At 48.1% G+C, this 14,813-nt stretch carries 13 protein-coding genes and 1 pseudogene; 3 read left to right on the top strand and 11 right to left on the bottom strand.

Going from position 1 to position 14,813, the window contains the following annotated elements:
- Nucleotides 1-3: 3 nt before the first annotated feature.
- On the top strand, nt 4-483 hold the full coding sequence (locus FEK46_RS21510; protein ID WP_135559527.1) for a YhcH/YjgK/YiaL family protein: 480 nt from the start codon (nt 4-6) through the stop codon (nt 481-483).
- Nucleotides 484-495: 12 nt separating this feature from the next.
- Nucleotides 496-1,239, top strand: a complete 744-nt coding sequence (locus tag FEK46_RS21515; RefSeq protein ID WP_130218913.1) for an SDR family oxidoreductase — start codon at nt 496-498, stop codon at nt 1,237-1,239.
- A gap of 50 nt (nt 1,240-1,289) precedes the next feature.
- On the opposite strand, the gene fadK is transcribed toward FEK46_RS21515, so the two are convergent.
- Genes fadK through FEK46_RS21540 form a run of 5 tightly spaced genes read right to left on the bottom strand, consistent with a single transcriptional unit; the run spans nt 1,290 to nt 6,343 of the window.
- The gene (gene fadK, locus FEK46_RS21520) at nt 1,290-2,930 is read right to left on the bottom strand and encodes a medium-chain fatty-acid--CoA ligase (RefSeq protein WP_135559528.1); all 1,641 of its coding nucleotides are present in this window, start codon (nt 2,928-2,930) and stop codon (nt 1,290-1,292) included.
- Between the two features lie 56 nt (nt 2,931-2,986).
- Nucleotides 2,987-3,280 carry a ferredoxin family protein gene (locus FEK46_RS21525; RefSeq protein WP_000081086.1) on the bottom strand — a complete coding sequence of 98 codons (294 nt, stop codon included), beginning with the start codon at nt 3,278-3,280 and terminating at the stop codon, nt 2,987-2,989.
- Nucleotides 3,277-4,566: an FAD-dependent oxidoreductase gene (locus tag FEK46_RS21530; protein WP_135559529.1), complete on the bottom strand. Its 1,290-nt coding sequence runs from the start codon at nt 4,564-4,566 to the stop codon at nt 3,277-3,279. Before FEK46_RS21530 ends, FEK46_RS21525 begins: the two co-directional genes overlap by 4 nt.
- Before the next feature lie 54 nt (nt 4,567-4,620).
- On the bottom strand, nt 4,621-5,559 hold the full coding sequence (locus tag FEK46_RS21535; protein ID WP_130208256.1) for an electron transfer flavoprotein subunit alpha: 939 nt from the start codon (nt 5,557-5,559) through the stop codon (nt 4,621-4,623).
- Between the two features lie 19 nt (nt 5,560-5,578).
- Complete coding sequence (locus FEK46_RS21540) at nt 5,579-6,343, bottom strand: electron transfer flavoprotein (RefSeq protein WP_135406828.1); 765 nt, start codon at nt 6,341-6,343, stop codon at nt 5,579-5,581.
- 315 nt (nt 6,344-6,658) lie between these two features.
- On the opposite strand from FEK46_RS21540, the gene FEK46_RS21545 reads away from it, so the two are divergent.
- Complete coding sequence (locus FEK46_RS21545) at nt 6,659-7,570, top strand: AraC family transcriptional regulator (protein ID WP_130208252.1); 912 nt, start codon at nt 6,659-6,661, stop codon at nt 7,568-7,570.
- A gap of 43 nt (nt 7,571-7,613) precedes the next feature.
- Here the strand turns inward: FEK46_RS21545 and FEK46_RS21550 are convergent, their stop codons facing one another.
- The 6 genes and pseudogenes from FEK46_RS21550 to FEK46_RS21575 form a co-directional block, all read right to left on the bottom strand.
- Nucleotides 7,614-8,765, bottom strand: coding sequence for an acyl-CoA dehydrogenase (locus FEK46_RS21550; RefSeq protein WP_000347861.1), 1,152 nt, complete (start codon nt 8,763-8,765; stop codon nt 7,614-7,616).
- A gap of 13 nt (nt 8,766-8,778) precedes the next feature.
- Nucleotides 8,779-10,374 carry an acyl CoA:acetate/3-ketoacid CoA transferase gene (locus FEK46_RS21555; RefSeq protein ID WP_135406824.1) on the bottom strand — a complete coding sequence of 532 codons (1,596 nt, stop codon included), beginning with the start codon at nt 10,372-10,374 and terminating at the stop codon, nt 8,779-8,781.
- Nucleotides 10,375-10,519: 145 nt separating this feature from the next.
- Nucleotides 10,520-11,278, bottom strand: coding sequence for a type I 3-dehydroquinate dehydratase (gene aroD, locus FEK46_RS21560; RefSeq protein WP_130218927.1), 759 nt, complete (start codon nt 11,276-11,278; stop codon nt 10,520-10,522).
- Between the two features lie 30 nt (nt 11,279-11,308).
- Nucleotides 11,309-12,175 (bottom strand): quinate/shikimate dehydrogenase, encoded by an 867-nt coding sequence (ydiB, locus tag FEK46_RS21565; RefSeq protein WP_130208246.1) that lies wholly within the window; start codon nt 12,173-12,175, stop codon nt 11,309-11,311.
- Between the two features lie 11 nt (nt 12,176-12,186).
- Nucleotides 12,187-13,453 (bottom strand): annotated as a pseudogene (locus FEK46_RS21570) (MFS transporter).
- Between the two features lie 226 nt (nt 13,454-13,679).
- Nucleotides 13,680-14,813, bottom strand: a 1,134-nt coding sequence (locus FEK46_RS21575) for an MFS transporter (protein ID WP_171021379.1), incomplete at its 5' end; no start/stop codon positions are given.

Genomic DNA, 14,813 nt, shown 5'->3' on the forward strand with positions numbered 1-14,813 from the left:
AATATGATTTATGGTGATATCGCGTATCTTAGTGAACAACAAAAGCGGACATTTCATCCTGTCATTGCTCGTGTCATTGAGTATCTTTCACAGCATGAGCTGAATAGTGTTCCTGTGGGGGAAAAGGTTTTTATTCAGGATGACTCAATATTTTATACCGTGGTTGAACCGATGACTAAACCACTACATGAATGCCGACCAGAAGTTCATCGTAAATATCTTGATGTCCATTTCTTAATTGCCGGAGAAGAGCGGATTTGTGTGGATTTTGATGATGGAGAAAACTCGGTTGTAGAAAGCCACCTGGGCGACCGTGACGTTATTTTTTATGCTGATGAACATATTAATGATCGGATAATCACGTTGACACCAGGACAGTTTTTGGTGGTCTTCCCGGAAGAGGTACATCGGGCATGTTATAAAGTCGATAACGTGGAGAAAATCAAAAAAACAGTCGTGAAAATCGACATGAGTTTATTATAGGCGGAGCTGGCTATGACAAAAATTGCCCTGGTGACAGGGGGAAGTAAAGGTATCGGCTACGCGGCAGCAAAGGCACTCTATGACATTGGATATACTGTTATTGTTGCCGCGCGTAACGAAGAAACCTTACAGCAATGTGCACAAGGTTTAGCCAAGGAACGCTTTATTCCTCTGGTTGCTGATGTCACGGATGAGTCTGCTGTCGTTGCACTATTTGCCGAGATTAAGGTTCGTTTTGGTCGACTGGATCTCTTGTTCAATAATGCGGGCAATAATAGTCCGGCAAAAAGTATTGAAGAGGTTGAGTTTACTGAGTGGACACGCGTGTTTAACGCCAATATTCACTCGACATTTTTGTGTTCGAAAGAAGCGATTAAAATCATGAAAGCGCAGCAGCCAATGGGAGGACGCATTATTAACAATGCGTCGATTTCCGCACTGACACCGCGCCTTTATACTGCGGCATACACGGCGTCGAAACATGCTGTTACCGGGTTGACCAAGGCCATTTCCCTGGATTGTCGCAAATTTAATATCGCTTGCGGGCAAATTAATATCGGCAATGCGGAAACGACATTATCGAATCGGATGCGTAAGGGCGTTTATCAGGCAGATGGCGCTATTAAAGCGGAAGATATGATGAATGTTGCTGATGTTGCAGCAGCCATTCAGATGATGGCCCAGTTGCCAGTAACCACGAATGTGCTGGAAATAACGATTATGGCAAATAATATGCCATATGTCGGACGTGGTTAATCGGGGTTGAATAAAGCACCTTGCGTATAAGGTGCTTTATTATTTATGAATTATGCCTCAACGCATGTTTGTTCCAACCGTTGAAGAATATCTTTGCGTAACAAAAATTTTTGTATTTTACCGGAGGCCGTGCGCGGCAGTTTTTCGATCACCACGATATGTTCAGGGTATTTATATTTCGCGACCCGTTTACGGCTAAAAAATGCCACTACATCTTCCAGCGATAATGAATGATGCGGCGCTTTCAGCACGACATAAGCGCATGAACGTTCACCTAAACGTTCATCGGGCATCGCAACCACACAGGCATCGTGAATTTTAGGATGCTGCAATAAAATATCTTCCACTTCACGGCTGCTAATATTTTCGCCGCCGCGAACAATAATATCTTTCTTGCGTCCGGTAATTTTTATATAGCCAGCCTCATCCATGCGGCAGAGATCGCCACTGTAATACCAGCCCTCTTCATCCAGCGCACGGGCGGTTAATTCAGGTTCATCAAAATAACCCATAAACACATTAGGGCCACGCGAAGCCTCTTCACCTTCGCAACCTGGCGGTAAGGTCTTGCGTGCATCATCGACCACTTTAATTTCCACCCCAGCGGCAGCGTAACCATCGGTGTGCATAAAGCGCGACAAAGGATCGTCGATATTCACCACTGCATGTGGCGAGCTTTCCGTGGAACCATAAACGCTTAATAATTTAATGCCGCGTTGCTGGCATTCACGCGCCACTTTTTTGGGGATCGTGGTGCCGCCGCAAAGAAAGAAACGCAGCGCAGAAAGGACGGCAGGCTGTTTCTCAAGTAGATTCAAAAGGTCATAAACAAACGGCGTTGCGCCGAGCATACAGGTACAACGTTGTTGCTCAAGCAGCGAGAGACAGGCTTCCGGGGTAAAAATATCTAATAACACGCTGCGGGCGCCAATCAAAAACGGCGCTGTTACACCATGCAGAAACCCCGTCGCGTGACCGAGTGGTGCAGGCATCATAAAGACATCCAGCCAGGTCAGATTCAGCCGCGCGCAATAAGCCCGCTCGCTGGCGAGAATATTATTATGCGTTAGCATCACGCCCTTTGGCATGCCCTCAGTTCCGGAGGTAAATAGCACCGCCGCTAATTCATCGCCGTGGACCGATGTTGCGACGGCCAGCGGGGGATTGTCGGCAATAATCTGACTTAACGAGAGAGACGAGGTGGCGGGGGCCAGCTTATCCACGCCGACGATCTGTTGTAGTTGTGGAAGCTGATTTTGCAGTGGCAGGATTAAATCTACCGGACGCGTTTGTTTAAACAATGTCGGTGCAAAAAACATTTTTGCCTGACACTTATTGAGCACCCACACCAGTTCAGCTTCTCGCCAGGAAGGCAACAACGGCACGGAAACTGCACCGATTTTCAGGCAGGCAAGATAGATAACGGTAAATTCACACCAGCCAGGCAATTGAAAAGCGATACGATCGCCCGATTCAATACCGTTAGCCAGTAACCAGCTTGCCAGACAGTTCGCAGCGTGATCGAGTGCGCTATAGGTGTACGATTCGCCATGATTATCGACAACGGCTATTTTGTCTGGCATCGCGCATGCAGTCTGCCGCCAGTAGTCGGCCAGCGAAGCATCGCCCCACAATCCTTGTTGTCGATAGGCTGCACGACGCTGCGCGTTAAACGTTAATGTCACTTTCATTTTGAACTCTCGAAACAGAACGTCAGGCCCGAGGTGCGGGCCTGTGGGAAGCGTAATTAGCCGTAACGGAAATCAATACCGAAGGTGCCTGCGGGGTATTGCCATTGTTCGAGAATAGTGTTGCCACACAGCACCCGGCAGGTGCCGCACTCCAGACAACCGGCGGAATCAAAATGAATGTTTCCCGCGTCATCCTGCTTATACAGTCCGGCAGGGCAGGCTTTCATTAATTTTTGAAATTCATTGATGTCGGGATTTGCCGCCAGAATGATATGTGGGTGGCCCTCATCAACATGGAATTTGTTGACGCCTAATTTGACGTCAACGTTGACCGTAGCGTTCTGGCTCATAGCGCGGTTGCTCCCTTAATGCCATCTTTCAGCAGATTAATCAGCCCGATTTTCTTCGCATGTCCGAGAATCATTTTTCGTACCGGCTGGTTTGGTTTGCCGTCAATAGTGAACATATCGTTCATGATATCGGCGACCATGCGCGGATACTGACTAAACAGGCGCGGGTTTTCCATCAGCGCCGGGATCTTGCGAAAATGCTGCATATCGCGCATAACACAGCTTTGTTCCAGCTCGTGCTTGTATTGCGCTAGGCTGCTGGTGGAGAAATCCGCGCGTTCTTTGGCGGCAATCACCGTTGTGGCAGCCGCCTGGGCCGATGCGATGGCTAAATCCATTCCGCGAACCGTAAAGCCCAGATTGAGGCAGAAGCCTGCGGCGTCACCGACGATCATCACACCATCGTTAACCAGTTGCGGCACCATTGCCAGACCGCCTTCCGGCACCATATGCGCGGAATATTCAAGCAGTTTGCCACCGCTAATCAGTGGGCGAATGGCGGGGTGCTGTTTAAAATCCTCCAGCATTTGCGGCACGCTTTTTTGCGCATGGGCGATATCACCCAATCCACAAACCAGACCCAACGATACGGAATCGTGATTGGTGTAGATGAATCCGCCGCCCATCAGACCGTCAGAAGGGGAACCGGCAAACAGCCAGGCGGCACCTTCATCGTCAGTGACGTTAAAGCGATCGTTGATTTGCTCCGGCGTGAGGCCAATGACTTCTTTAACGCCAACAGCGTAATGATGCGGATCGGAGGCGGGAACCATTCCCAGCGAACGACCAAGCATTGAATTAACGCCATCAGCCAGAATCACCACATTGGCTTCGAGAATATCATCCCCGGCCTGGACGCCAGTGACCTTGTTACCTTCACGAACCAGCGCATCGACGCGAACGCCTGGGATAAACTGCGCACCCGCCTGTTCGGCTTGTTCCATCAACCACGGGTCGAGACGATTGCGCAATACGGTATAAGAAGCGTGTTGCGGAACATCTGGCTGCTCGCGGTGAAAATCGAGGGTAACGGCGCTCTCTTCGGTTAAGAAGGAGATTTTCTCGCGTGTGACTTTGCGTTCTACCGGCGCTGATGCAGCAAAGCCTGGAATGATCGCTTCAAGCGTGTGGGCATAAAGACGCCCGCCGGTCATATTTTTGCATCCGGCACTGTCGCCGCGTTCTATCACCAGGACATCCAGTCCGGCTCGCGCCATGACCAGTGCGGCAACGCTACCGGCAACGCCCGCACCGACCACAATGGCATCAAATTTGTCATCCGACATGCGTTATGCTCCCTTCCCGCTGCGTTTACAGCGGGAGATGTAGTTGAAAGGGAATTAGCGACTCAACTGGCTAATCAGGGCAGGGACGACTTTGTAGATATCGCCCACCAGACCGTAGTCGGCATAGTTGAAGATTGGCGCATTTTTATCTTTATTGATGGCGACAATCACTTTTGCGCCATTGCCGCCAACCATATGTTGGATCTGCCCGGAGATCCCCAGCGTCAGGTAGAGGTCGGATTTCAGCAACACGCCGGAGACACCGATATAACGTTCACGCTCCATCCAGTTCTCGCCTTCGGCAATCGGGCGTGAACAACCGACTTCAGCATTGAGTGCCGCTGCCAGTTCGTGGACCATTTTCAGGTCATCCTGTGCTGCCAGACCACGACCGACGCCGACCACGCGTTTTGCTTTGCTCAGGTCCACGCTGCTTGCCGCTTTCGCACGGCGTTCGCGACTAAGAATTTCATGACGCGGAGCAACGTAAGGCACAGTTTCAATCGGACACTGATGCGAGGCGTCACTGGTGCAAGGTTCCTGAACACCGGGCGCAAGGGTAATGATCGCCAGCGGGCTATTGATCTTTTCCTGGGCGAACGCGAGCCCGCCATACATACGGTGCTCGGCGCAAACGTGACCATCGACCACATCAACCGCAGTGGCATCGTTCACTAGCGCCGCATTCAGTTGCACACTTAACCGTGCAGCCAGCGCTTTACCGCGTTTTGTCGCGGCCAGCAGCAACATAGAGGGGTGTTTATCTTTCAGCAGGACAGCAATGCTTTCAGCGTAATTTTCAGTGCGTTGCAGTGCATCGTTTTGCTCAAGAACATAAATACATTTTGGACCATAAGGCATAACGGCCTGTGCCTGGTCGGTATTTTGTACAATGGCATACACCTGTTGGCCCCATTGCTGCGCGCCGCCAAACAGTTCGGCATAACGTTCAGGATTATCGCTAAAGACCCAGACGTTGTTTAATTGACTCATCGTTTCTTCTCCGTAGGCTTTAGTTCAGGGCTTTCTTCAGATGTTCCGCCAGCTCGGCAATGGCTTCCGGCGAATCGTTATCGAGAATGATGTGTTTGCGTTCTGTTTGCGGCGGTACGCGAACGCCGATCAGTTCAGCAAGCGGCGTGGCCTGGCTCCAGCCGATATCACTCGCCTGCCACGGATGTACCGTTTTTTTGCCCGCGCCGAGAATGGCTTTCATCGATGGAATGCGTGGCACGTTAATATCTGACGTGACGCACAGCACGGCTGGAACAGAGAGTTCGATCACTTCAACTTCATCTTCAAGCGTGCGTTCAATCACCAGTGTATTGCCCTGACGCTGAATAGCACTCACAGCATTAATCACCGGAAGTTGCAGAATTTCTCCGACCAGCAAGCCAACCTGCTGGGCATAAAGATCGCCGGAACCTTCACCAAAGATCAGTAAATCGAAGCCGATTTTTTCAACTGCTGCCGCCAGCGCCTTTGCGGTATCGAGAGGCAGTGCATGCTCAAGCTGGGCATCCTGCACCATGTACAGACAGTGCGGTCCGCGGGATAACACGTCTTTACGCACTTTTGAGTTCTGCAACAATGAACCGCCAACGGTCAGCGCGGCTATCTCATCATCATCCGTTGCAAGCTGGCTTGCGGCTTCAATGGCATTGAGATCGAACTGGCTAATTTTGGCATCGGCATTGTCGAAATTGAGGGTGTACTCGGGAGTGACAACAATGTCCTGTTCTTCAGGCACCAGCTTAAAGCAGGTTATTATTTTCATGATTTCTCCTGTGGGTCGCATACGGAACCATCTCCGATGGAAGGTAAAAATGGTCTGAAAATAGTGTGCGATAGCAGGGCGGGGTTTTCGACGGAGCAATCTGTTTTCCTTGCAAACAATCTTGCAAAAAAAATGAGATCGTTAAAACAAAAGCACAATAAGTGGCAATATTATGCCATCGTTTACGTACTATCTTGCATTCAATGTAAATAATCTTGTTTAGCTCTCGCTAAATGCGGTTGTATAACCGCAATACACGCCGTATTTTATCCGGCATATATTGTTTTTACTTGCTCATGGAATAGGGAGGTTGTCATGTATCAACGCTGTTTTGATAATGCCAGCGAAACGCTGTTTGTCGCCGGTAAAACGCCACGACTTTCGCGCTTTGCGTTTAGTGACGATCCTAAATGGGAGTCGGGACATCACGTTCATGATAATGAAACCGAGCTGATTTATGTTAAGAAAGGGGTGGCAAGGTTTACCATTGATTCTTCGCTCTATGTGGCACATGCCGATGACATTGTGGTGATAGAGCGTGGCAGACTGCACGCGGTGGCCTCAGATGCTAACGACCCGGCAACGACTTGTACCTGTGCGCTTTACGGTTTTCAGTTTCAGGGCGCAGAAGAAAATCAGTTACTGCAACCGCATTCTTGTCCGGTAATTGCCGCAGGGCAGGGAAAAGAGGTCATCAAAACGCTTTTTAATGAATTAAGTGTGATTTTACCGCAAAGTAAAAATGGCAACACATCTTCAGTGTGGGATGCATTTTCCTATACGTTAGCGATTCTCTATTACGAAAACTTTAAAAATGCCTATCGTTCGGAGCAGGGGTATATTAAAAAAGATGTCCTGATAAAAGATATTCTCTTTTATCTTAATAATAATTACCGCGAAAAAATCACTTTAGAACAGTTATCGAAGAAATTTCGTGCCAGCGTCAGTTATATTTGTCATGAATTTACTAAAGAGTATCGAATTTCTCCCATTAACTACGTCATTCAACGGCGTATGACGGAAGCGAAATGGTTGCTGACCAATACCGATTTGTCGCAGGCAGAAATCTCCTGGCGCGTGGGTTATGAAAATGTCGATCATTTTGCCAAACTGTTTTTGCGCCATGTTGGCTGTTCTCCCAGTGATTACCGCAAACAATTTAAAAATTGTTTTGCTGAACAAGAAATCTTATCTGAATTTTCTGAACCTGTAAGTCTTGCCGGATAAATCTGACGGCGCAGTTTTTGTCAGAAGCTGCGCCGCCTGAAGATTATTTATTCTGGTAATCTTTCAGGATCTGCCGACCTGCAACGTAAATCATAATCTCGTCAGTACCACCGCCAATCCGTTCACAGCGGACATCACGCCAGAAGCGGGAGACGCGTGCCTCATCGGTGTAGCCCAACCCGCCCATGATTTGAATTGCATCATCAATGACTTCCATTGCAGTGCGTGCGCAGTACAGTTTTGCCAGCGCCGCGCTGGTGCGCAGTGACTGATGCTGATCGGCTTGCCATGCCACTTTCAACACCATGTTGCGCATGTTGTCGATCTTAATCGCCATCAGCGCCAGTTTTTCCTGGATCATCTGGTTATGACCAATTGGCTTACCAAAAGCGATACGCTGGTTAGCATAGCGGGCGGCATCTTCGAATGCGCATTCGGCAAAGCCAGTGCTGCGCGCGGCGTTGATCAGGCGCTCCATCTCAAAGTTGTACATCACATTGAGGAAACCCATTCCTTCTTCGCCTACCATGTCGCTCTCTTCAACTTCCACGTTGTCGAGATAAACTTCGCAGGTGCTAAGCATATGCCAGCCGATTTTATGCAGCGGATTGATCTTAATGCCGGGCTTACTGGACTCAACCCACCACAGGGTGAAGGCTTTTTTCGGATCTTTCGGTTCCGGATCGCGCGCCAACACCAGCATATACGGGTACTCTTTCGCGCCAGTGATGAAGGTTTTCTGTCCGTTGATGTAAACCTTGCCATTTTTACGCGTGTAAGTGGTGGTGGCGCTGTTGTTATCTGAGCCAGCGCCTGGTTCCGTCAACGCCAGGGCATAGGCGGGGTCGCCGGTTTCCAGGGTGCTTTCTGCCGTTTTACGTAGCTGCTCCTCAGAACCAAAACGGCGCATGCTGTGAATACACTGACCGTTGGTAATCAAAAACGCCGGAGCACCGCATTTTGACACTTCCATCAGCGCCAGCATCTGGGTGACGTAATCCGCAGGGATGCCGCCGAACTCTTCCGGCACGCCAAGCATAGAAATGCCGTTATCTGCCAGCGCCCGCATAAACTCACGCGGATATGTACCGTTTTGATCGCAGGTGCGGAAATACTCTTCCGGAAAGTTAGTCGTAATCAGTTCGCGAATACTGGCCAGCAGCAGTTCTTGTTCTTCAGTTAAAGAAAAATCCATCGTGATACTCCTGTTAATGAGCCGCTTCAGGCAGGACAAAACCCATCGCCGCATCGATAAATAATCTTTCGTCCATCATTCTCAGTTCTGGTGAAATAACTGGGGTGAAATCCATTTTGTCGAGAATATCTTTTTGCAAATCGACGCCAGGGGCAATTTCGATTAAATGCAGGCCGTCTTCTTTCAGGGTGAATACAGCGCGTTCGGTGATGTAACGAACATCCAGTCCCCGTTCTAGCGCAATTTTTCCGCTAAAAGTAATTTCCGGTAGTTCACGGATAAATTTATTTACCCGTCCTTCCTGAACGATATTTAATTTACCATCGGCAATTTCTGTTTTTAAACTGCCCGCAGTTAACGTGCCGCAGAAAATGATTTTCTTCGAGGTGGCACTGATATCAATAAATCCACCTGTACCCATGATTTTGCCATTGAATTTATGCACCCCGACGTTACCGTGCTGGTCGACTTCGGCAAAACTCAAATAACAGACATCCAGACCACCGCCGTGGTAAAAATCGAACTGGGAAGTCATATCCAGAATGGCGCGGGTATTCACGTTCGCGCCAAAGGCGATACCTTGCGAAGTAATACCGCCAATTGGGCCTGTTTCCACCGTCAGAATAAAGTCATCAGCACAACCTTCTTCCCGGGCGACCAGACCAATACCGTCGGCAATACCGACACCGACATTACCCACTGCACCTTTGCGCATTTCAAACAATGCGCGCCGCGCGACTAATTTACGCTGATTAAGAGGCAAGCTAAGTTGGGTACTGTCATCCAGTGTGAAGTCACCAGAAATAAAACGATTAACTGGCGCACCGCCATACAGTTGGGTTTGGTCCGGATCGACCACCACAATATCGATAAGATAACCTGGAATACGGACAGCTTTAGGATGCAGCGTGGCTTTCTTAACCATCTTCTGCACCTGCATCATCACGATACCGCCGTTATTGTGCACCGCCTGGGCAATAACCAATGCGTCGAGATACATCACTTCATCTTCAAAGGTTGCGTAGCCTTCGCTGTCGCAGGTTGTAGCGCGAATAAAAGCAATATCTGGCGCGATCGCTTTGTAATAGAGATATTCTTTATTATCAAACTCGACCAGTTTAATCAGGTCTTCTGTAGTCACTTCATTCAGTTTGCCGCCTTGTTGGCGAGGGTCGACAAACGTTCCGATACCAATATCGCTAATAATTCCTGGCTGGTGGGCAGCAGCAGCGCGCAATGTTTGAGTGAGCACACCTTGTGGATAGTTATAGGCAACAATTTTATTTTGTTCTGCGAGTTCAGAAATACGCGGTGATTGTCCCCAATGGCCGCATAATGCCCATTTCACCAGACCTTCTTGCGCCAGCGGACTAATACCACGATCGGCGCGATCGCCAAGCCCTGTTGGACTAATAATCGCTAAATTACGCGGTGTCTGGGTTTGTTTATATTTGTCAGCAAGAGCGGTAATTAATGTGGTGGCTTCCAGAATACCGCCACCTGCACCTAATACACAAAGTGTTGCTTCGTCGGGAATATAACTTACCGCTTCCTGTGCCGACAGGACCGGCACTCGTCCATTAATACGAGGTGGTTTTACAGGTTTCATTATTTTTTCCTGATTCAGGTGTGGATTTCTCTGCGCAAGCATTAAAAATAGCGCACAGATACCCACAGAATATTTTTATCAAATACTCTTTAAAAATATTTTTTTAATACGGCGGGGAAGGTTACTCCCGCCGGTACGTTATTTATTACGCCTGGTGCAAAATAGTTAATACTGTGCGCAAATCATTCACCGATATTTGCCCAGGCGCAGAGGCTTTTTTTACTGCACCAAACGTTGCGGCTGAACCAAATACTTCACCAGCCAAACGGGAAATTACGCCAGTTTTTGCCATCGACATCGTGATGATTGGACGATCGGCATACTGCTCCTGCATCTCCAGGGTAGCGGCAAGCAACGTCAGGACATCACTGGTGCTTTGCGGCATCAACGCAATTTTAGGAATATCAGCGTCGAAGGACTGCATTTTACGCAAACGGGCAATAATCTCTTCGGCTTCCGGCGTTTTGTGGAAGTCATGGTTGGACATGACAACCTTCACATCATGCGCATGTGCATAGGCGACGGTTTCTTTAACCTGATCGTCGCCGGTAAATAACTCCAGATCGATCATATCGACCAGACCGCTGTCGATGGCTGCGCGATTGAGTGCAATATAAGCCTCAGTAGAAATCGCCTGCTCGCCGCCTTCTTTAGCGCTACGGAAGGTAAACAGCAGCGGTTTTTCTGGCATTACCTCACGGAGGATTTTTGCCGCGGCCATGACAGACTCCACGCTGGAGAGGTCGGCAAAGTGGTCCACACGCCATTCAAGAATATCAAAGTCCGCTTCACGATAGGCGAGAGCTTCGGATTTCACGCTGGCGATATCTTTCGCCATCAGCGAGACGATGATTTTTGGTGCGCCCGTACCAATGACGAGATCTTTTACAGTTACGGTTTTCATTTTTTACCCTTTCTGCACGCGGTCAGCCTGTCAGGCGCCGAACCCCATGACCTGTTTAACGTATTCCAGAGGGAAATCTTTGCCAGTCCATAACGTGAACTGTTCAGCCCCTTGCCACAACAACATGCCGTATCCATCAATCGTTTTGCAACCTGCTTGTTGCGCCTGCTGCAATAACTTCGTCATATGCGGGTTATACACGCATTCAGTGACCAGCAGTCCTGGATGTAACAAACTGATATCGTTAACTAATGATTCATTTTCAAGAGGCTTCATACCCACTTTTGTGCCGTTGGTTAAAATGTCGGCGGAAGCCAGGGCTTCAGCAAAGGCTTGCTGATCGGCGAGATCGGTCACGGTGACGACACAATCGGTGTTTTCGTTGACCCGTTGTGCGAAGGCGAGGGCTTTATCGAAGAATTCATCCCGACGGTTGAAGATTTTAATCTCTTTTAAACCTTCAATCGCGCCTTGCGCGCCAATCGCCGTTGAGGCACCACCGGCACCTAGCAGCACCATCGTTTTGCCTTTGATATCAAAACCGCTCTCTTTAATGGCGCGAATATGGCCCGTGCCGTCGGTGTTATAGCCGCGCAGGTAGCCGTCATCATTGACGATGGTATTGATAGCGCCAACCAGTTTGGCCGCTGGTGTTAATTCATCAACATATTCACACGCCAGTTGTTTGTTAGGCATCGACACACCGGTTCCGCGCATTTTTAAGGCTTTTAAGCCTTCAATTGCTCCGGCAAAGCTATCGTTATCCACTTCAAAGGCCATATAGGTAAATGGCAATCCCGCTTTTTCTAAGGCTTTGTTTTGCATTTCAGGCGATAAACTGTGGCGGATAGGATAGGCCATCAGGCCAATCAATTCGTATTTAGCGGTAACATCCATAATTAACTCCTCTAATTTCTTTGCTTAATTGTGTTTAACCGGGGTGCTGAGATTGCGTTCGCCAAACCGGACATCATTTTCAGGAATAATGAAAACGCGGTAATAGCGGATGAAAACAATAATTGCGGTAATCAGGGCCAGAAGCGCGAAAGTAAAATCGAGAACGATGATGTATTGCAGGCCGATATTCGACAGATAACCGGTAATCAACGGAATAACAAAGTTGGCCAGACCACCCATCATCATATAAATACTGGTGACTTTGGCTTTGCTTTTTGGAAAAAACTCGGACATGACTGAAACGCCAAGCTGTAAAATACCGCCAGCAGCAGAGAAACCGATGACAAAAGCCCCTGCATTACACACCAGTGGAGAAGGGTACAGATAAATGATAGCGGCGGTTACCGTTGCCAGTGCTGAGTTAAACACGTTAGCCCAGATGGGACGCACCATTTTTTTCAATAGTGCGGCAAAAATAAAGACACAGACCAGCGAACCCATACTGTAATAAGAGATGGTTTTTAATGCCTCAGCTTCCGACATACCGGCAAACGCCATCGCATATTTGGGCATCCACACCACAATTACATAAAAGGTCGAGAATGCGGCAACACCGAACAACACCGATGAAACACCTTCCAGCCAGACTAACGGCTTACTGTTCATTTGCGGTAGTTCACCAGCTACGCTGGCATCCACCAACTGGCCTGGGAATTTACTTTTCAATAGCATCAGCGTGATCAGCACAAATACGATGCCTGGAATAATCAGCCCATAACCGTACCAGATGTTATTCAACAGCATATAACTCACCAGCATCGGATAGAGCATTTGCCCGAACGATATCATCGCCTTAACCAATATTACGGCTGACCCCGAGGCTTTCGGGAAGCATTCCATCAACGCCGGATATCCACCGGTATCCAGGGCTGAGTTGGCGATACCAACGCACACTGCCAGACCGTAAGCGAGAGCTAAACTTGGGCAGGCCGGAATACCAAAGAAAAACAGCATATACATGGCAACGGCCATGAATATTACTGCTCGTCGACCAAATTTATCGGAGATTACACCGAAGAATAAAATACTTATCAGACGGCCCAGACCGATACCAGAAATTAAATAGGCGATACCGGCGTTATCGGTAGAAAACTTTTCTGCCAGAGATGACATGTTTTGTGCAAGCGTAATAACACTAATGCCATGTAGGAAATAGCTGAAGTATACACAAAGGACAGCCAGGATAAATGGCGTGCTGAAAGCCTTATTTTGAGACATTTTCACAGCTCCTTGCTGAAAGATAATTTTGTTACCGTCCGTGTTGTATTTCGACGGTTTTCATAATCACTATACTGAAGATGATTTTTTCTGGGTACATGGCATAAAGTTTATGTTTCCAGGAATATTGCATGTAATAGTTTGTTTTTGATCGCGATTTTCCTTAATTAGCGCAGGAAGAATAATTTATCCGTAATATCTTGCATGACCTTATAAGAATATTGCATTACGCACCAGTAGCGACATTTTCCGTTAATGATGGATGTTGTGCTTCTTTTCGACTGCGTACGCCAATAAACAGCGCCAGTAAAAAGCCGATAGCAGCGATGGCGGTATCGAACCACATAATATCGGCAATACTTCTTTGCGAAAGATGAGCCGTAATCAACGGAATGGTAAATGTTGCAATGCTGCCCGCACTGTAATAGATCCCCGTTGCTTTTCCTTTGGCATGGGGAAAACGTTCCGCCATTAACGTCAGGCCAATTTGTACAACACCACCTGCGGAGGTAAAACCGATGACAAAAGCAAATATTATCACCACATAAAATGTGGGATGCAGGCAGACGGTGAGCAGGGCGATAAATGAGATAAAAGTGTACAGCATCAACAATGTTGTTGAACGAACCGCTTTGCTAATGAGTGGCGCGGTAATAAATACACAAAGTAGCGACCCTACGGTATAGATACTGAGTAATTTGATCGACATTGTGTAAGACATACCGGCGACAAATTGTCCGTATTGTGCCAGCCACTGACTTACCAGATAAAAGGTTGCCATTGAGATATAGCCATATAAGGTATAGCTGGCTAAATCGATAATTGAGCAACGATGCTTCGCGGCGGTGGTGGGTTTCTTTACTTCAGGTAAGCGACGTCCCGGATGTGGTGGAAAGGTACAGCGATATAAAAACAGACCGTTAACGATCATAATTGCTGCGGCAATCATAAAAGACCAACCGAACCACAGTTCAGCCCACACTAACAGGCTGATAATTAGCGGCAATAAAAATTGTCCGCTGGAGACAAAGGCTTTAATTAAAATATTGGCTGTGCCAGGCGAGCGAGGAAAAGCTTCCATCAGGCTGGGGTAGGTGCCTGCATCAAGAAAACTATTTGCCATACCGGCGAGAAAACCAAATACATACGCGATGATAATGTTATTTGCATGCAGAATGCCAAAAAAGAACATCAGATAGCAGCATATCCCCATGATGATAAAAGGACGTCGGCCAAAACGATCGGATAGCAATCCTGCAAAAAATAAGACACTTAATCGACCAATGCCTAATGATGATATGACAATTGAGACGCCCGCAGCATTGGTCTGCCAGAGCGTCTGATCTTGACCCGCTATCTC

Source organism: Escherichia sp. E4736 (assembly GCF_005781225.1).
In the GTDB taxonomy this organism is placed as follows: domain Bacteria; phylum Pseudomonadota; class Gammaproteobacteria; order Enterobacterales; family Enterobacteriaceae; genus Escherichia.